Source organism: Nostoc sp. PCC 7107 (assembly GCF_000316625.1).
Lineage (GTDB): Bacteria > Cyanobacteriota > Cyanobacteriia > Cyanobacteriales > Nostocaceae > Nostoc_B.
On the sequence record NC_019676.1, the window covers coordinates 2,892,509 to 2,911,292 of the forward strand.

Sequence of the window (18,784 nt, forward strand, 5' to 3'; positions counted from 1 at the left end):
AGATCCAATGGGAGAATTCTGGCAACTGACCCATGTATTCTTTCCCGTTAAACATGATTTTTCTAAATCCTGTGGTCAACCCAGCAAAACAGGCCTCAGTTTCTAGTATCCTCCTAAGAGGATGTCTGAAAAGTCCCAGGTGATACATTCAGCAGTTGAAGTATCCTCAATTCCCCTAAAAAATTTAGACTCAAGGGTGTTATTTCCTTTTGGAAAAGAAAAGCTATTACAGCTACGCCCAAGTCAAAAACAGTCATCGCGTTGCCAAACGAACTTTCGTGAAAGCAAATATTGTTCAAAACACTTTTATTTTTTGAATATTAGGGTTGTGAACGCCACACTGTGTTATGGGGATAAAGAAAAATATTTGATACTGCTCGGACATCTTTATCATGATTGATCCTGTTAATAATTTGTATGCTGAATCTGACTGGAAAAAACGCCCTTGTTACAGGTATTGCCAATAATCGCTCCATCGCTTGGGGTATTGCTCAACAGTTGCACGCAGCCGGGGCTAATATAGGTATTACTTACCTGCCCGATGAACGTGGCAAAATGGAGAAAAAAGTTGCGGAATTGGTAGAACCTCTCAATCCCAGCTTATTTGTTCCCTGTAATGTCCAAAATGACGAACAGATTCACTCTACCTTTGAGGCAGTGCGGGAAAAATGGGGCAAGTTAGATATTCTTATTCACTGTCTGGCTTTTGCCAATAAAGATGATTTGACTGGAGGTTTTAGCCAAACTTCCCGTTCTGGTTTCAATACAGCTTTAGAAATTAGTACCTATTCCCTAGTGCAGTTAGCTGGTGCAGCTAAACCGTTAATGACAGAAGGTGGTAGCATCGTTACTTTGACATATCTGGGTGGTGTTAGGGCTATTCCTAACTACAATGTTATGGGAGTAGCTAAGGCTGGTTTAGAAGCGAGTGTGCGTTATCTAGCAGCAGAACTCGGCCCAGAAAATATTCGCGTTAATGCCATCTCAGCCGGCCCAATTCGGACTTTGGCATCTTCCGCAGTTGGCGGAATTTTAGATATGATTCATCATGTGGAACAAGTAGCGCCTCTGCGACGTACAGTCACTCAACAAGAAGTAGGTAATACGGCGGCTTTCTTGTGCAGTGATTTATCCAGCGGTATTACTGGGCAAGTTCTGTACGTGGATGCAGGATATGAAATTATGGGAATGTAATAGTATTACTCAAGTCAAAAGTTAAAAGTAAAAAGGTGAACCACTGCGTTGGACGGGTTTCCCGGCTTGTTCGCGCAGCGTCTCCGATTAGGAGAAGCAAGTGGTGAACCCGAAGGGTAAAAGAATTGTTTTTTACTTTTGCTTTTTTACTTTTAACTTCCTACTTCCTCACTAACTATGCAAATTAGCGATACTTCTAGCAAAGATTCTATTCTCCACCAAGTTGCACTGACTACGGCTCGTATTGCTTCTGTTCACCGCGTGACTGGTGAAACTGATGTGCAAGTAACTATTAATTTAGATGGCACAGGAAAATGCAATGCTGCAACTGGCGTTCCATTTTTAGACCACATGTTGCATCAAATTTCCTCTCACGGTTTGATTGATTTAGATATCACAGCCAAGGGCGACTGGGAAATTGATGACCATCACACTAACGAAGATGTGGGTATTACTTTAGGAAAAGCTTTGCATCAAGCATTGGGTGATAAAAAAGGTATTGTCCGCTTTGGTAATTTTCTCGCACCATTAGATGAAGCTTTGATTCAGGTGGCGTTAGATTTTTCTGGACGGCCTCATCTGAGTTATGGCTTGCAAATTCCGACACAACGCGTGGGAACCTATGACACTCAGCTAGTGCGAGAATTTTTTGTGGCATTGGTGAATCATAGCCAAATGACACTGCATATTCGTCAGTTAGATGGTATTAATTCCCATCATATTATTGAAGCAACATTTAAGGCATTTGCTAGAGCTATGCGAATGGCGACCGAATTTGACCCCCGTCGTGCTGGGACAATTCCTAGTTCTAAAGGTGTTCTATAAATTAGTCATTAGTTATTTGTAAATACAAATAACTAATGACATTGCTTTTTATCTATGCAATCAAGATTTTCTGAAGTCTAATTTTCTGCTGGAAGTTTTACTGTCGTGAAATATACTTCTGTTTGAGTGCCAAGAGTATCCTGACGATTACTGCCTGTATTCACAATTACAGTAGATGAATTAACTTTTGGTAATGGGTATAAATGAGAAAGATAAATTTTGTCATTGACACTTATGTTTCCCAGAGAAGTTGGTGTAATCTTTTTGATTGACTCAACTTCTACATCGCCATTGCGATAACACAGTCTGCCAAAAGCTAAGGCTGTAGCTTGTTGAGGAACTTCAAGCAGATAAAAATAATCAGGACGTAACCATTCTTGCCAACTATTATCACCACCTTTACCAATATATTGAATCGATGATGAATATATCTTTGACCAAGTTTGCGGTGAAAGTCCTCTAGGAAAAATAATTACTTTGATTTCGCCTATATCATCCAGAGAAACTTTTCTGATAAATGTTCCACTATGCCAATAAATTCCCAGATTATCGTAATTATTAGCTTGGATTTCCGTTAGAGGTTTAGTACTGTGGCAGAACTTAGCTCGCTGATAATCTGGTGATTGAAAGTTATTCCAAATAATCAGGCATATTAATGTTAAACAAATAAGGACAAATGTCTTCCAGAGTCGATGGATTTTCATTGATCTCATCAACAGAGTAATTGTTGTATCCTTTATAACTAAGATTTATTGCAAAGCAAATAGTTATAACAAGAAGAGTTGTGTTTGCGATCGCCTCATCCGTCTTATCCACCTCATCACTCAGCACTCAAAATATTGTTTAACTATGGCAGCATAACCACAAAATGGTTCAGTAAATCGTGCTGCTAGACCGCAAAAGGCTGCTGAGACTGTAACAATTTCGCCTGCTACTGGTTGGGTGTTCAACAAGCAAGGCGAAGTCACATTAGTGAAATGGTATGAGAGACTGGAAATCGTAGCTATACAGGCAAAACCCACCTGCGCGAGTTGATAAGCTTACATAATGGGTTGTGTTGCTTACCAACTCGCGCAAATAAACTTATACCTTATAGCTGTCAGGTAGTGCTTGGTGGGTTAACGTGTACATTGGCGAGACTTACGTTAACATTCATCGACTATTATAAGATGTAAGTCAGCGATGTGGGATTGACATTAATTCGGAGAACAAGCTGTGCGCCATTCACTTCAGGAGTGATAGCCTCAAACCAGCCGCCTTTATCTTGGATTTCCTCAAAGTTCCTCGCGTTTCTTATACCAAATCCTCTTAGGTCAATCCTGTCTATACCAACTTCATAGTCCACTATTGTTAGTGTGTAATCGATCGCATCTTTATTGATAGCGATGAACCTGTCTGCTTGTCTATCTGCCGTAATTCGAGTACTGAACGGATCGTTTTTCAAGTTAGAGATTAGCTGAGAATCATATTGATTTGAGCCTCCGCCTACGAGGATGTCATCTCCCCATGCAATTAGAGTATCAGTGCCTGAACCACCTATGAGAACATCATTTCCTTTTTCAGGTTGGTTGGTTGCTGTAGTTTCTCCATCACCAGATAAGATATCAGAACCTAAACCACCAAAAAGTAAATCGTCATTCTTGCCGCCTAGAAGCGTGTCTGCACCTCCAAACCCTTCAAGAATATCGTTTCCATTTCTTCCTCTAACTGTGTCTGAGCCAGATGTCCCTCTTAAGCGATTGTCACTATCGTTTCCAACTATTAGTGCCATATGATTTTTTGTCAGATCGTGAAGTGATTGGATATAAGTTGGGGTAGTTTACAGCTTGAGACTCAACCTTGCCCTTAACTCTGGTAAAACTTTTGCACCGTATTATGAATTAATTATGAAACTTTTATGAGAAATATCTCATGATAGCCAACACTAATCAGTTGGAACTTTTGCTATGTAAGTTATACTGGCAAGCTATAACTTTGGTCAGTAGTAATTAAAACTATATGAAGTCTGTTGTAGATACTGCTGAAGCGCAACCGCAACCTACCGATGTTCCGCCAGTTGTTGCAACTGTTGATTTGAGAAAAGTCTACCGCAGTGGCTTTTGGCTGAATCAAAAAGTTGTATCTCTCAAAGGCTGTTCTTTGACGGTTTATCAGGGGGAAACTTTTGGTTTATTGGGGCCGAATGGTGCTGGTAAAACCACTTTATTAAAATTGTTGTTGGGAATTGTTCGTCCAAGTGGGGGACGGGGATTATTGTTGGGTAAACCATTAGGCGATCGCCAAGTCAAGCAAAATATCGGCTATCTGCCAGAAAACCCTTATCTATACGATTATCTCACTGGCTGGGAATTTTTAGAATTAGCTGCGGGACTTTTCCAAATTCCTCGGAATATCCAGCGCGATCGCATTCCTCAAATTTTACAATTAGTCGGTCTACCTTTAGCTGATGCACGCAAAAAACAAATGCGGCGTTACTCTAAGGGGATGTTACAACGCGTTGGTATGGCGCAGGCGTTAATTAATGACCCAGAACTGATATTTTTGGATGAACCGATGTCTGGGCTTGATCCTCTAGGGCGCTACCAAATGCGCGAAATCATTTTAGGGTTAAAAGCCGCCGGGAAGACAATTTTTTTCAATAGTCATATTCTGAGTGAAGTTGAGCAAATTTGCGATCGCATTGCCATTCTCACCAAAGGTGAGTTAATTTGCGCTGGTTCTCTCAATGAATTATTGGGTACTACTAATGCTTATCAAGTCAAAGGGAAAGATGGCGATCAAGAAATTCTGCACAAATGGCTACCTAATCTTGTATTTAGCCATGATGGTTCTTGGCAAGGAACTTTACAAGCAGATTACTATGATTTTCTTGATAGTCTGCGCTTAATGGAAGCTAAAATCATTTCTTTGGATTTAGCGCGTCATTCTCTGGAAGACTTTTTTATTCAAAAGATTAAACAACAAAATACCTCTGTTTAGTGATTTTTGATATTCAATAAAGCATTTTAAATTTTCGATTTCAGATCCCCGACTTATTAAAGAAGTCGGGGATATAAATCACTTACGTAGGTTGTAAATTGCCATCACAACCTGTATTAATAAATGCTGAATACCTATCTCCGTAAGTTGAACTTTAAGCTAACTTTACCAAAAATTCAACTCTGATAAATAATTATGCTTCCGGAAAAGAGTATCCTTCAAGGAAAATAAGATTGTCGGGAAACGGGAATACTTAAGTATAGTCAAATTAAAACGTTTAGACAGTACTTTGCCGATCGTAGTCTCAGAGTCTAAGGTAAATATGTTTAACACAGGTTTATGGAAATTCCTCACCCAGCCAGTTATGGGTGTGGCTTTTTGTACAGCTATCAATTTTGCTGTGTCGCCCGTCAGCCTAGCTCAGGGACAACCAGTATTACCAGCTTCAAAACCAGTAATACCAACGCCACAAACGCTACCGCCGAATCGAACACCAATTATTCCGCCACAACAGGTATCACCAGCAACATCTCAACAACTAGATACTAATTACACATTAGGTGGAGGCGATCGCATCCGGGTTAATGTATTTGAAGTACCCGAATACACAGGAGAATATCAAATTCCTCCCGGTGGAGCAATCACCTTACCTCTGATTGGCAGTGTTCCAGTTTTGGGGTTAACAACTGAACAAGCATCTGATGAAATTGCCAGAAGATACTCCCGTTATTTAAAACGTCCTTTAATTTCTGTCAACTTGTTATCACCTCGCCCCATTAATATCTTTGTCGCAGGAGAAGTTACAAGACCTGGTTCTTATACTCTTAGCTTAAGTGGTGGTGCAGGGGATAACCCTGGCGTACAATACCCAACTGTTTTAGCCGCCTTAACCACAGCCCAGGGCGTTACCTTAGCGGCTGATGTCACTCAAGTACAAGTAAGGCGGAAAGTTGGACGCAGTGGTGAACAACTTGTGAGCCTCAACTTAAGAGAGGCTGTACAGACAGGTCAGATAGGTCAAGATATTACATTACGCGATGGTGACACCATCTTTGTCCCAACTGCATCTAACTTCGACAAAACCGACGCGCGTAATTTAGCCGCCAGCAACTTTGCTGCTAGTCCCAGCACACCCCGAACTGTGGCTATTATTGGTGAAGTCAACCGTCCTGGTTCTTATCTTGTCACCGCAGGTGGTGGCGGTGCAGAAGGGGGAGCAGGTGGCTTACCTACAGTCACCAGAGCAATTCAATTAGCGGGTGGAATCACCGGACAAGCTGACATTCGCAGTCTTAAACTCCGTCGTCCTACCAGAACTGGTGGTGAACAAAATATTGATGTTAATCTTTGGCAATTACTCCAAAGTGGTGATGTCAATCAAGACATTATTGTGCAAGACGGCGATACAATTGTGATCCCAACTGCTACAGATTTAACCGCAGCGGAAGCGACCCAACTAGCGAGTACAACTTTGTCTCCCAACACAATTCAAGTTGGTGTTGTCGGTGAAGTTAAAAGACCAGGCGCTACGGAACTTAGGCCAAATAGTTCTTTAAACCAAGCCTTGTTGGCTGCTGGTGGGTTTAATGATGCTAGAGCCAGCAGAGCCGCTGTAGATTTAGTGCGCCTGAATCCTGATGGTTCTGTCACCAAACGCGTTGTTAAAGTCAATTTTGCTGATGGAATTAATGAGGCGACTAATCCTATTCTGCGAAATAACGATGTGGTTATAGTTAGCCGGAATGGTTTGACTAAGACTAGTGAAACTTTAGGTGCTATCTCTGGCCCCTTTGGTGTAATTTTGAATGTGTTGAGACTTTTCACAGGATTTTAGTTTAGGATACAGCTAAAAATTGGGGACAATACTCAATGTTTATTCGTCCCCATAGCTGGTAATCTTTTGGTTCAAAGAAAATGGCAGCTTCTTTGCAGTTTCAACCAAGCAACAAACCTTGCAAGCGTTCATCCTTGCAAGGTTTGTTATTTAGTTTGGGTTTGGCTTTAAGTTGGGGTGTAGTAATACCAGCTACTTTAGCCGCCGAAACAGTGACTATTCGGTTTGGCCCGTTTCAGCAATCTGTGGCGATCGCGGATATCGAAAAATTTGCTAAAACTGGAACACTGTCTAAAACTCTCCAAGCTTACGAATCTTTATTTACTCCCGAATTACGCGGCTTACTCAATCGACGATTGCAAGTAGATCCAAAATTTGCCGATAAATTCGTGGATGAATTAACCCTCTTACCCCAAGGCAAACAATTAATTACCTCTTTAACAGCAGCTATTCCCGGCAGTACAGTCGAAAGTTTGCAAGCTACAATGAGTATCGGTCTGCGTCAAGTCAATGGTTTGAGCGTTGTGAGTTTCCTCAAAGCCTACCCGACGGAAAATATTAGCCTAGATGCAACTCAGATATTACAAATTGCTACGGAATTTAACCCCAACAACTTACAAAACCAAGCCCTCGGCAGCATCCTCGCCAGAAATTTAGCTGTTAATACGAATACACCCTTTCGTCCTAGTTTCGACCCTGCCGCTACTGGCCAAGCAGCAGTACAACAGCAAACACTCACCTTACAAGACAAACAACGTCAACGCAGTATTCCTGTAGATATTTACTGGAGTCAAACAACAGACACAACAGCACCACTAGTAGTAATTTCCCACGGCTTTGGTGCTAATCGTCGATTTGCCAGCTATTTAGCCCGCCATTTGGCTTCTCACGGCATCAGCGTAGCCGCTATTGAACATCCTGGTAGTAATGGTGTAGCAGTTAATAACACTGCCAATCAAGGAGATTTATCAAAGTTACTCCCAGCTAAAGAATTTATTGACCGACCCAAGGACGTGAGTTTTTTACTCACCGAACTGGCAATTCTCAACACCCAACCAGGACAACTGCAAGGAAAACTCAACACCGAGAAAGTGACTGTGATTGGTCACTCTTTGGGAGGCTATACCGCTTTAGCTTTGGTGGGTGGAGAAATCAATTTAGAGGAAGTGCGACAATTTTGCAAAACTTCTCTGAGTGTGGTTGATTCTCCTGGTGATTGGCTGCAATGCGCTGCTACATCCTTAAAAGAGAAAAAAATCCAGTTGCGGGATGAGCGAGTTAAAAGTGCGATCGCTCTTAACCCCCTGACAGGTAAACTTTTTGGTAAACAAGGACTCTCGCAGATTAACAAGCCTGTGTTAATCTTGACCGCTACTGAAGATGCTTTAACTCCTTCCTTAACTCACCAAATTAGACCTTTTACTCAGTTACGCAGTAATAAATATTTGTTAACTGCCATTGGTGCGACTCATTTAAGCATTCTTGACCCCACATATTCCACTGGTGAAGCTTCCCAAATAATTCCCGAAAAACGTGGTGCAGAAACCCAACCTTTGCGCCAGCTAATTTGCGGTGTCAGTTTAGCTTTTGTCAAACAACTCACACCAGAGGCGAAGACTTATCAACCATTTTTAACAGCGGCCTATGCTCAGTCTCTATCGACACCAGAAATACCCTTACGCCTGAATGCCGATTTACCCACAAATATCAAACCTTGGTTGGATTTGACAGTGAAGTGAGTAAATTTCTTGCCAGTATGTTATCAAGGTGCTTTAATAACGATCGCATTCTGCCCATCTTTCTTGTCTACTTAGAACACAGCAAAATTACAGATGCTGGGTTTATGAGTGAGTGCGTCCAAAAGCACAAACTCCAGAGATTAGACTAAAAGGTAGGACAATTACCATATCCTTAACAGTTAATTCTCCCAATTACTACATAGGAGCATCTATGGAGCCAATTATTGCTATAGTCTTAGCGCTTGTCGGCTATGCCTTCGGATCTGCCAAAATTATTAATGAAGGTAATGAGGCCTTAGTTGAACGCTTAGGACAAAGACACCGCACACTGAGACCAGGCTTAAACTTTATTGTGCCTTTCGTGGATCAGATTGTGATGGAAGATACCACCAGAGAGCAGATTTTAGATATTAAGCCTCAGAAAGTAATTACTAAAGATAACGTCTATTTGGAAGTGGATGGTGTTGTCACTTGGCAAATTACCAGCATGGAAGACAGCTTTTATAAAGTTGAAGATATGCAAGTGGCTTTATCTAACTTAGTAACAGTTGAACTTCGTACCCACATTGCCGATAGAACATTGTCGGAAACCACATCTGCCAGAAATCAAATGAACCAATCACTGTTGCAGATTGTGAATGAGACAAGTAAAAAATGGGGTGTGAAGATTATCCGTGTGGATATTCAAAGCATCACACCACCAGAAAGTGTTCAGAAATCAATGGCGGAACAACAAGCTGCTGAGATCAAAAAACAAGCAGTTATTTTAGAAGCTGAAGGCGATAGACAAGCAGCAATTAAACGCGCCGAAGCTACAAAAGAATCAATTCGTATTCTTTCTGAAGCGATAACTGCTAAACCAGAAACACGAGATATTCTGCGGTATCTTGTAGCTCAAGAACATGTAGAAGCTAATCAAAAACTTAGTGCTAGTACCAATGCTAAAATTGTCTTTCTCAACCAAGGCTTATCAGAAGGAGCATTAGATCAAATGTTGGGAGATACAGTAGGTACTGAAGGTAATGGGAATGGTCAAGGGTGAAAAAGTGCTGAGTAAGAAATTCTAGCCTCTAGCCGCTAATCCCTCTATCTGAACAATGTATCAGCAACTAAAGAGACTTCGCGCATTTCTTTGACATCGTGAATTCGCAGAATATCAGCACCATTGGCAATAGCAGCACAACAAGCCGCTGCTGTTCCCCAGACGCGTGCTTTGGGATTTGGTTGATTGAGAATGCGTCCAATAAAACTTTTGCGCGATACCCCTACTAAGATAGGGCAGTTTAATGATGTGAGCGATCGCAAATTCCGCAAAAGCTGTAAATTTTGCTCATGGTTCTTAGCAAAACCAATCCCCGGATCAATAATAATTTTCTCTAGGTCAATACCTGCTTTGGTTGCTGCCGTAATTTGTTTTGTTAAAAAAGCTTTCATTTCCCCCAGCAAATCTTCATACTCTGTCATTTGCTGCATTGTCTGAGGTGTTCCACGAATGTGCATCAACACTATAGGCACATTTAAACTAGCAACTGTCGGCAACATCTCGGCATCAAATGTCCCGCCGGAAATATCATTAACAATATCTGCTCCAGCTTTGATTGCGGCTTTTGCTACATCTGCTCTAGTTGTATCTACAGAAATTGGCACTGTTATTTTAGAGCGTAGCGTCTGTACTATGGGGATAACTCGCTCTAATTCTTCTGCCAGAGTAATTTGTTCTGCACCCGGTCGCGTTGATTGTCCACCCACATCAATTATGTCAGCACCAGCCGCGACCATTGCCTGTCCCTGCATTAACGCCGCAGACGTACTATTAAAATCTCCTCCATCACTAAAGCTATCAGGTGTCACATTCAGCACACCCATTAAATAAGTGCGTTGTCCCCATGCAAAACAACGCCCGCGAATAATTAAATTACCGGACATAGGAAACTGATTTTAGCGGCCTTGTATGTTAACTACTTTTACAATCCAAAATCTAAAATCCAAAACTGTTATTCCCATTCCCTGGGAGAGCCAGGGAAAAGGCGTTACACATAAGACTACTGATAGTTGACAATCCGGGCAAAACTTTCAGGTTCTAGACTGGCTCCTCCCACAAGCACGCCGTCAATTTCTGGTTGAGCCATGATCTCATCAATATTATTGGGCTTGACTGAGCCGCCGTATTGAATCGAAACATTGGTGTTTTTTAACTGACTGCGAATTAAGCCAATAACTCGGTTAGCTTCTGTTGCTTCACAAGTATCACCAGTACCAATTGCCCAAATTGGTTCATAAGCAATTATCAAATTATCTTGATCTACATTTACTAGGTCTTTGTCTAGCTGGGTAGTAATGAGTGATTCTGTTTGTCCTGCATCACGTTGTTGCTTAGTTTCCCCTACACACAAAACTGGGGTTAGACCATGTTTTTGAGCAGCTTTCAGACGCAGATTAACTGTCTCGTCTGTTTCTCCGAAAAATTGCCGTCGTTCGCTATGACCAACAATTACATAACGGACACCAATTTCTGTGAGCATCTGGGCGGCAATTTCACCAGTGTAAGCTCCAGAATCTTCCCAATGAACATTTTGCGCTCCCAGTTGTACACGGCTACCATGCAAACTTTGAGACAAAATGTTTAAATCGGTGAAAGGAGGACACAATAATACTTCTCGCTCTTCAGGCATTTCGTCTAAATGAGGCAGAAACCCTCGCAAGAAATCTTGAGTCTCTGCCTGGGTTTTAAACATTTTCCAGTTACCGGCAATAACAATTTTCCGCACAGGTGATGTAGTCAAATTCCTAACGCTAATAGATGCAATTTTCACTCTACTACTTTTTATGACACTCCAAGCTCATCAAGAGATGAAAGAGCGATCGCGGAGTGAGTTATATTTTTATGATCATTAGTGCCAGTCTATGAAAACAATTTCCCTCATATCCTGTAAAAATAACTAGGATAAAAATGAGGTAAATCAAAAATCTCCGATTATCATGCCCTCTAAATTGCCAGAACCAGACCAAAGCAACTCGCCTAACTGGGAGGAAGAACTAGATAGTGCTATTTTTAGCTTTGAAGACATTCAAGCAGAACTGAATTATAAACAGGCACAAACAGCACTGCGAAACTTGGTAGCTAATCTTGATTTGACACCACGAGAAAAAGCAGGGTTAGAAACAGAACTGGCTGATTTAGAAATTATGCTGGCAAAGTTAGACCGAATGGTTGTGCAGATTGCCGCTTTTGGTATGGTAGGGCGGGGTAAATCATCTCTGTTGAATGCTTTGGTAGGACAACCTGTCTTTGAAACTGGCCCTTTACACGGTGTGACTCGCGCCGCACAGCGGGTTAATTGGAGTATTCACGAAGAAATTATTGGGACAAATGAACGAGCTTTGCGAGTCACTTTACCGAGTATTGGTCAATCTCAGGTAGAACTTATTGATACGCCTGGGTTGGATGAAGTTGATGGTGATACTCGTGCAGCTTTGGCAGAACAAATCGCTAAACAAGCCGATTTGATTTTGTTTGTGATTTCGGGAGATATGACTAAAATCGAACACCAAGCCCTTTCTCAGTTAAGAGAGGCAGGGAAACCGATAATTTTGGTGTTCAATAAAGTAGACCAATATCCCACAGCCGATCGCCTGGCAATTTATGAAAAAATTCGAGATGAAAGGGTCAAGGAATTACTCACGCCTTTAGAAATTGTCATGTCAGCCGCCTCACCATTGGTTAAGACAGCGGTAATTCGCCCTGATGGTAGTAGAGGCTTACAGATGCGTACAGGTCATGCTCAAGTAGAAGAATTGAAGCTGAAAATATTAGAAATTTTGCAGCGTGAGGGTAAAGCTTTAGTCGCCCTTAATTCAATGTTGTATGCAGACACAGTCAATGAGCAGCTGGTACAACGCAAACTCTTGATTCGGGAACAGAACGCCAATCAGTTGATTTGGAAAGCTGTGATGGCTAAAGCCCTAGCGATCGCCCTCAATCCGGTTACAGTAGTAGATATACTGAGTAGCATAGTGATTGATATTGCTTTAATTTTAGGTTTATCCAAACTCTACGCCATCCCGATGACCGAAGCTGGTGCTGTGAAATTATTGCAAAAGATTGCCTTGAGTATGGGCGGTATCGGTGTGAGCGAATTACTCGCAAACTTAGGCTTAAGTGGCTTAAAAACCTTGCTTGGTATCTCTGCACCAGTTACAGCAGGCGTTACCCTTGCGCCTTACGTCACAGTTGCATTAACCCAAGCTGGTGTAGCGGGTGTATCTTCTTACGGCATTGGTCAAGTTACTAAAGCTTATTTAGCCAATGGTGCAACTTGGGGGCCGGAAGGGCCGAAAGCAGTCATCAGTAAAATTTTGGCTAACCTAGATGAAGCTTCTATTCTCAACCGCATTAAAGATGAGTTGCAATTGAAGTTGAAAGTATAGCAAGGGACAGATGAGAAGTTATAGAATTTTTCTTCTCTAACTTTTATCGCCCACCCTACAGTTATTGACTTTAATTCAAAGGCTCAATAATAGTTCGCAGGCCATTGCTGGTGAGATTTTTTAACATTTCATCAGCGTTAGTGCGATTGCTAAATACGCCTGCTTGCATGACTTTGCGCCCTTGCCAGATGGTAGAAAATGCACCTGGGGCAACATATCGCACTAATTCCTGTTCTTGTTCGTTTGCTACTTCGACAATGACGCGGTAACGTATGCCGCTGGCAGGCTGTAAATAACTTTGAGTGTCAGCCGTTATATTAGTTTGAGCAACTGGTACTTTTCGCAGGTTACGCGTATCCCCAAGGGGAACATTCCCGTTGGGAACTGGTAAAAGGGCTGCACTACCTGGAGAAATCAAGGCTGATGCTTGACCTCGACTGGGTAATGTTGTAGTTGGTGTTTGTATAGAATCGGGTGCAGTAAATTCAATGGTGTTAGGTTCAATTTGGACGTAATTGAACTGTGGGGATGATGGTTGCAGGGCTGGTAGGGTTGTAATTTTATCTGCGGGAGCAACTTGAGTGTTGGTTGGTGGTTGTTTTTCGACTAAGCTACTGGGAATGGGGAAACCGCCAGAGGGAGGAGTTAATTGTTGGTGTAGAGATTTTTTGGGCGTAATGGGTTTTGTCGGTAATGTGGCGACAGGATTCGGTGCTGGAGGAACTTCGGTTGCAGAAAAAATAATTTCTTGAGTAGTCGGAATTGCTGAGATGACTGTGTTTGGTGGAGTTGGTTGAGGGTTATCAGTAATAGCAGCAGTTTGAGCGTTAAAATTTACTTTACCGGCGATACGGTTGTCAATTAAAGTATTGCCTGTGGCTGCGATCGCTTCTTTGGCAGCACTAGCGTTAATATCATAGCGAGTATTGTTGCGAAATTCGTTACCGCCAGCTTCTGTAATAGTACCTAAGTCGGGCATCGCTTGAGCGATCGCCACTAAACCATCTTCTTGACTATCAGCAATTAAATTATTGCGAACAATGGGACGCGCCTTTCCTTGGACTAAAATTCCCGAACGATTCTTCTGAATTTGATTACCCATAACTACAGGTGCGGCATTTTGGGTGATATTTACCCCATAACCTGTTTCTTGAAAAATATTTTCCTGTACCTTAGCCTGAGAACTACCACTGAGGGTAATACCGTTGGCTCCATTGCGATAAAAATAATTTTTACTAATTGTCGGTGCGCCATTACCATTAACAGCTACACCATCTTGGGTATTTCCGGTAAATGTATTTTCCGAAATTACAGGATTACTGGACTCAATCCACACACCATAACCGCGGGGATTAGCATTAGTGACTGTCACCCCAGTTAACTCGGCTTGGTTTGCACCCACAATCGTCACATTCTGCCCACCATAACTACGACTGAGGTAAACGCCACCACCTTGAATGGTAACTCCACTGCCTTTATTACTTGCATCACCTTGAATGGAAACGCCAGGACGCAGTATTAAGGGAAACATTTCTCCAGCTTCGGCACTGTAATTACCAGGAGCCAGCATAATTACTGTATTCCCTGTAGCAACACGCAGAGCTTGGGTAATAGTTTTGAAAGGAGTGCGATCGCTCCCATTACCTGTAGTGTCATCCCCGATACTTGGGTTGACAAACAGGACATTAACCTGAGAGAGTGTTCTTTCACCAAGGGGCATCTGATCTGGTATAGATGGCATCTGAGCAACAGCGCTACTGTTGATTGCCAGCAAAGTTAAGCCTGCCAATCCCATACCAAGCATACAAAGCATAAATAAGTAACCAAAAGCTATGGGTATAGCTAAATCCAGAGATGGATACGGTTGATCAAGGGTTACTCGCTTAAGAGCTAGTCTACGATGTTGACCAGACACATTGAGGGAAGCCATTTTTACAATACTCCTGAAAAATAACAATAAAGTCTTATACCCTTAGACAGTATTATGTCGATAATGTTACCCACAATATTGACCGATTGGCTATTTTGAAGACAAAGTAATTAATGAAGAGATTGTCAAAGGTGAAAGGTAAAGGCTGAAAAATGAAATTACCCTCTGGGAAGCTTACCCAAGGGGTGTACACATCCTTCATACTTCACACTTCATACTTTCCTTTTCTTCATACCTCTTGCTTAATAAATTAACGATGCTAAAAATATTGCATATATGAAAGAGGCTGACTATTATGAAAGCACTAATGGAGTTGTGGTAATGGTCGAGCCGTATAGCCAAAAAGAGCAAATACAGCAAGTTGTTTACCGCATATTAGATGCTAATTTAGACCGCACTCGTGAAGGCTTACGCATCATCGAAGAGTGGTGTCGTTTTGGTTTGAACAATATCCAGTTAGCCGGGGAATGCAAATACCTGCGACAAGAGTTAGCTAAATGGCATACGGCGGAAATCCGGGCGGCGCGAGATACAGTCGGAGATATCGGTACTGAATTGTCCCATCCGCAAGAAGAACAACGTTCTGGGATTAAGTCGTTATTACAAGCTAACTTTTGCCGTGTCCAAGAAGCACTGCGAGTATTAGAAGAATACGGTAAGCTGCATAGCGCGAACATGGGCAAAGCTTTTAAGCAGATGCGCTATCGGGTTTACACCCTAGAAAGCAATTTGATGGGTTATCAGCGCCATCAATTATTATGGCGATCGCATTTATATTTAGTCACATCCCCATCAGATACTTTGTTAGCCACGGTAGAATCTGCACTCAAAGGCGGATTGACTTTATTGCAGTACCGGGATAAAAATACCGATGATACTGTACGGCTAGAAAATGCGACTAAACTACGGCAGTTATGTCATGCTTACGGTGCTTTGTTTATTATGAACGATCGCGTAGACTTAGCTTTAGCCGTAGATGCCGATGGGGTACATCTGGGACAACAAGATATGCCAATTGCTATGGCGCGGCAATTATTGGGGCCACAAAAGATAATTGGTCGTTCCACCACTAATTCTGAAGAAATGCAAAAAGCCATTACCGAAGGTGCAGATTATATCGGTGTCGGCCCGATTTATGAAACTCCCACAAAAGCAGGTAAGGCCGCAGCCGGCTTAGAATATGTCCGGTACGCTGCTCAAAATAGTCCTATACCTTGGTTTGCCATCGGCGGTATTGATGCCAATAATATCAATGATGTCATTGATGCGGGAGCCGAAAGGGTGGCGGTGGTGCGATCTCTTATGCAAGCAGAACAGCCAACTTTAGTTACCCAATACTTGCTATCTCAGCTAAATCGCGTCAAACCACAACAAGAAAGTATTCAAAATTAAGTGCTGAGTCAACAGTCAATAGTCACTAAGAGTCAATCAGATAATACTTCATACTTCATACTTGATTTTATGTCCGAGCAAATTACCCTTCAGGTAAATGGAGAAACCCGCGTTTGTTCCTCTCCATCGTTGTTACCTGATTTATTGCAGCAATTGGGTTTCAACCCGCGCTTAGTGGCGGTGGAATATAACGGGGAAATTTTGCATCGTCAATTTTGGTCACATACTATCGTACAGCCAGGCGATCGCTTGGAAGTTGTCACCATTGTCGGCGGTGGTTAATTTTCTTGATAAAGCATCCGGTGAAGAGTTTTGCGCCTCGCAAATTCTTTACCCTTGCGACCAAGCTGTTCGCGCAATTGCTGGTCTTGACACAAGCGTTTAAAGGCTTGAAAAACTTCATAGCCAGATTTAGGGTTCACTAACAGACCATTCTCTTCGTGACTCACTAATTCAATCACCGAACCTAAACGCGAAGCAATAACAGGCTTACCAAAGTAACTGGCTTCTAGATATGTCACACCAAAACCATCCATAAATCTCGTTTTGGCATTATCCAAAGTCAGCATGGCAAAGATATCACAAGCCGCATAGTAACTTGCTAACTCACTCTCAGGTACTTGGCCAGCAAAGTGTACCCGTTTGTCTACGCGCAAACGTTGCGCTAGAGTTTTCAGTTGTAACTCACAAGCACCTTGACCACAGAGTATGTAGTGAACGTCTATCCCAATAGTCAGCAATAATGGTAGATTCTCAATTACCTGTTCAAAGCTTTTATGTTTGACCAGTTGTCCAACCGAAAGAATCACAATTGCTGTTTCGGGAATGTTGTAAGTTTGACGCACTTTCACGCGTAAATCATCAAGATTACTATGGTTTGTCCCGACACTAAATTTCTCAGGTCTAACCACAGGATGAATTACATGGGTAGGGGTTTGCAGGCGGAAAGCGTTTCTGATGTAATCTCTGGTAAAGGTGCTGTTACAAACAATGCCTGTGGCGCGTGACAGTGTTAATTTAAAGAGCGATCGCCAGACTGGATTTCCTATTACAGGACGAATATCATGACCATGCAAATAAATAAAAAAGCGAATAGGCAACAGATAACTCAATAATAATAATGCCGGAAATTCATAGCTATGTCCCCATTCTATATAGCGATAGTGATAGCGAAAATAGAGTTTAATTGCTAAGAAAAATGACCCAACTAGATTCATCAAAGGCTTGAGGAGATTTCCCCAAAACCCCTCTAGCCAGTATTGAAAGCTTGGCCAGCGATAAATAGGAAACTGTTGAGTCTCATCAAATTTTTTATCACCTGCACAACTAGCAGTTAAAACAATAATCCGTTCGGGATCTTGCAGACAACGGTTATATATATATTCACTAATAACCTCTTCTTTCGGTAAGAATAAACGCGATATAACTAAAATATCGGGACATGATGCTTTTTCTCTAATGTTTGTTGTGAGTTGAGAAATATGTTCCATATTAACTTTTGTAACTTTAAGTAAAAAAGTGTGTAATCTTGCATACTAAAGTTAAGTAAAAGTGTCGCTCGTAAGTTAGTTCTAATCGATGATATTTACCAACTCGTGAGCGCTCTTGCTTTTTAATGTTAATGTCAGCTAAATTTATCTTCATTGTGAATATCCCAGCAAAATTATTAATTACTCAACAGTAGTTATATTCACCAATAACTTATTGAAGTTGAACAAGGTAAGAACCACTACTCTAAGTTGTTTTGGTAAAAAATTTGCTTTGATAATTCTGCTTAAGCTGATTGTTATTTCCACTATATGTGGAATCTCAATTTATTTCTATCTTGCCATTGAGCAAATTATGGGTTATGTGTCTAACTGTCCCTTTAAGGATATTTTATCTAACCGAGATTGTAAAAAGCGCACCGTAATCTACTTGTAGCAGTTTGTACTTTGGAAGTTTGGTATTCTGTAACCTAATTTTTGCTGATTTATCGTTGAGCTAAATTCAAAATTTGGATTGCCAGCAACGTTAAATAGCTATAATTTTTGTCAAAGTTGTTTTTACAAACTTTAATTAAATTAGACTGATACAAGATATTGCAATTCAAAATTACCACTCTCCAGTTCCAGATTCTGAGAAACATTATTCTCAATTTTGTTTGTTTTGAGTGAATGTATTAACAAGCCTTAAAAAATATTTTAAAACATGAAAAGTAGGGATTGGTTTGTTATTTGTGTGAAGTGTTTGTTAATTATATATTTTGGTAACAATTGACTCTATTTAGACAATTTCTATTCAGGCAATAGCTAAAAAAATTGCCCCTCAGAAGCTACAGAAAATCGGAAAAATCTTTATATTATGATAGTTTAGCTGAAATTATGGCTGATAATGAGCCATAATGCCACAGAATTTTTCAATCAAAACTATAGATACAGCAGTCTCGATGTTCTTGAAATCAGTAGTTTGTTTTAACTTGAG

At 41.3% G+C, this 18,784-nt stretch carries 15 protein-coding genes; 9 read left to right on the top strand and 6 right to left on the bottom strand.

The window, feature by feature from the left end:
- The first annotated feature begins 417 nt into the window (after positions 1–417).
- Positions 418–1,194, top strand: a complete 777-nt coding sequence (gene fabI, locus NOS7107_RS12285; protein ID WP_015113300.1) for an enoyl-ACP reductase FabI — start codon at positions 418–420, stop codon at positions 1,192–1,194.
- Between the two features lie 177 nt (positions 1,195–1,371).
- On the top strand, positions 1,372–2,019 hold the full coding sequence (gene hisB, locus NOS7107_RS12290; protein ID WP_015113301.1) for an imidazoleglycerol-phosphate dehydratase HisB: 648 nt from the start codon (positions 1,372–1,374) through the stop codon (positions 2,017–2,019).
- A 77-nt stretch (positions 2,020–2,096) separates the two neighbouring features.
- On the opposite strand, the gene NOS7107_RS12295 is transcribed toward hisB, so the two are convergent.
- Positions 2,097–2,723 carry a hypothetical protein gene (locus tag NOS7107_RS12295; RefSeq protein WP_015113302.1) on the bottom strand — a complete coding sequence of 209 codons (627 nt, stop codon included), beginning with the start codon at positions 2,721–2,723 and terminating at the stop codon, positions 2,097–2,099.
- Positions 2,724–3,181: 458 nt separating this feature from the next.
- Positions 3,182–3,790, bottom strand: coding sequence for a calcium-binding protein (locus tag NOS7107_RS12300; protein ID WP_015113303.1), 609 nt, complete (start codon positions 3,788–3,790; stop codon positions 3,182–3,184).
- Between the two features lie 227 nt (positions 3,791–4,017).
- On the opposite strand from NOS7107_RS12300, the gene NOS7107_RS12305 reads away from it, so the two are divergent.
- From NOS7107_RS12305 to NOS7107_RS12320, 4 genes are all read left to right on the top strand, one after another.
- A complete protein-coding gene (locus tag NOS7107_RS12305) occupies positions 4,018–4,998 on the top strand; it encodes an ABC transporter ATP-binding protein (RefSeq protein WP_015113304.1) in 981 nt (326 codons plus the stop codon).
- A gap of 322 nt (positions 4,999–5,320) precedes the next feature.
- On the top strand, positions 5,321–6,832 hold the full coding sequence (locus tag NOS7107_RS12310; RefSeq protein WP_015113305.1) for an SLBB domain-containing protein: 1,512 nt from the start codon (positions 5,321–5,323) through the stop codon (positions 6,830–6,832).
- 80 nt (positions 6,833–6,912) lie between these two features.
- Complete coding sequence (locus NOS7107_RS12315) at positions 6,913–8,571, top strand: alpha/beta hydrolase (RefSeq protein WP_015113306.1); 1,659 nt, start codon at positions 6,913–6,915, stop codon at positions 8,569–8,571.
- A gap of 211 nt (positions 8,572–8,782) precedes the next feature.
- A complete protein-coding gene (locus tag NOS7107_RS12320; protein WP_015113307.1) occupies positions 8,783–9,613 on the top strand; it encodes an SPFH domain-containing protein in 831 nt (276 codons plus the stop codon).
- Positions 9,614–9,657: 44 nt separating this feature from the next.
- Here NOS7107_RS12320 and folP read toward each other — a convergent pair whose 3' ends face one another.
- Positions 9,658–10,497 carry a dihydropteroate synthase gene (gene folP, locus NOS7107_RS12325; RefSeq protein WP_015113308.1) on the bottom strand — a complete coding sequence of 280 codons (840 nt, stop codon included), beginning with the start codon at positions 10,495–10,497 and terminating at the stop codon, positions 9,658–9,660.
- A gap of 116 nt (positions 10,498–10,613) precedes the next feature.
- Positions 10,614–11,339 carry a triose-phosphate isomerase gene (gene tpiA / locus NOS7107_RS12330; protein ID WP_015113309.1) on the bottom strand — a complete coding sequence of 242 codons (726 nt, stop codon included), beginning with the start codon at positions 11,337–11,339 and terminating at the stop codon, positions 10,614–10,616.
- Between the two features lie 211 nt (positions 11,340–11,550).
- Between tpiA and NOS7107_RS12335 the strand changes: the two genes are divergently transcribed.
- Positions 11,551–12,999, top strand: coding sequence for a GTP-binding protein (locus tag NOS7107_RS12335; protein ID WP_015113310.1), 1,449 nt, complete (start codon positions 11,551–11,553; stop codon positions 12,997–12,999).
- Positions 13,000–13,069: 70 nt separating this feature from the next.
- Here the strand turns inward: NOS7107_RS12335 and NOS7107_RS12340 are convergent, their stop codons facing one another.
- Entirely contained in the window at positions 13,070–14,929 is a 1,860-nt protein-coding gene (locus tag NOS7107_RS12340) for a DUF1565 domain-containing protein (RefSeq protein ID WP_015113311.1), read from the bottom strand.
- A gap of 276 nt (positions 14,930–15,205) precedes the next feature.
- Here NOS7107_RS12340 and NOS7107_RS12345 point away from each other — a divergent pair, with 276 nt between their 5' ends.
- Both NOS7107_RS12345 and thiS read left to right on the top strand, forming a co-directional pair.
- A complete protein-coding gene (locus NOS7107_RS12345) occupies positions 15,206–16,321 on the top strand; it encodes a thiamine phosphate synthase (RefSeq protein ID WP_015113312.1) in 1,116 nt (371 codons plus the stop codon).
- Positions 16,322–16,390: 69 nt separating this feature from the next.
- Entirely contained in the window at positions 16,391–16,603 is a 213-nt protein-coding gene (thiS, locus tag NOS7107_RS12350; protein ID WP_015113313.1) for a sulfur carrier protein ThiS, read from the top strand.
- Here thiS and NOS7107_RS12355 read toward each other — a convergent pair.
- Positions 16,600–17,811 carry a glycosyltransferase family 4 protein gene (locus tag NOS7107_RS12355; RefSeq protein ID WP_015113314.1) on the bottom strand — a complete coding sequence of 404 codons (1,212 nt, stop codon included), beginning with the start codon at positions 17,809–17,811 and terminating at the stop codon, positions 16,600–16,602. The genes thiS and NOS7107_RS12355 overlap by 4 nt on opposite strands.
- Between the last annotated feature and the right edge of the window lie 973 nt (positions 17,812–18,784).

Excerpts from the sequence above, each read along its gene's own strand:
- fabI (WP_015113300.1), top strand. The coding sequence starts at position 418 with ATGCTGAATCTGACTGGAAAAAACGCCCTTGTTACAGGTATTGCCAAT.
- NOS7107_RS12305 (WP_015113304.1), top strand. The coding sequence starts at position 4,018 with ATGAAGTCTGTTGTAGATACTGCTGAAGCGCAACCGCAACCTACCGAT.
- thiS (WP_015113313.1), top strand. The coding sequence starts at position 16,391 with ATGTCCGAGCAAATTACCCTTCAGGTAAATGGAGAAACCCGCGTTTGT.
- NOS7107_RS12320 (WP_015113307.1), top strand. The coding sequence starts at position 8,783 with ATGGAGCCAATTATTGCTATAGTCTTAGCGCTTGTCGGCTATGCCTTC.
- NOS7107_RS12300 (WP_015113303.1), bottom strand. The coding sequence starts at position 3,790 with ATGGCACTAATAGTTGGAAACGATAGTGACAATCGCTTAAGAGGGACA.
- NOS7107_RS12345 (WP_015113312.1), top strand. The coding sequence starts at position 15,206 with ATGAAAGAGGCTGACTATTATGAAAGCACTAATGGAGTTGTGGTAATG.
- folP (WP_015113308.1), bottom strand. The coding sequence starts at position 10,497 with ATGTCCGGTAATTTAATTATTCGCGGGCGTTGTTTTGCATGGGGACAA.
- NOS7107_RS12310 (WP_015113305.1), top strand. The coding sequence starts at position 5,321 with ATGTTTAACACAGGTTTATGGAAATTCCTCACCCAGCCAGTTATGGGT.
- NOS7107_RS12355 (WP_015113314.1), bottom strand. The coding sequence starts at position 17,811 with ATGGAACATATTTCTCAACTCACAACAAACATTAGAGAAAAAGCATCA.
- NOS7107_RS12315 (WP_015113306.1), top strand. The coding sequence starts at position 6,913 with ATGGCAGCTTCTTTGCAGTTTCAACCAAGCAACAAACCTTGCAAGCGT.
- NOS7107_RS12335 (WP_015113310.1), top strand. The coding sequence starts at position 11,551 with ATGCCCTCTAAATTGCCAGAACCAGACCAAAGCAACTCGCCTAACTGG.
- hisB (WP_015113301.1), top strand. The coding sequence starts at position 1,372 with ATGCAAATTAGCGATACTTCTAGCAAAGATTCTATTCTCCACCAAGTT.
- NOS7107_RS12340 (WP_015113311.1), bottom strand. The coding sequence starts at position 14,929 with ATGGCTTCCCTCAATGTGTCTGGTCAACATCGTAGACTAGCTCTTAAG.
- NOS7107_RS12295 (WP_015113302.1), bottom strand. The coding sequence starts at position 2,723 with ATGAAAATCCATCGACTCTGGAAGACATTTGTCCTTATTTGTTTAACA.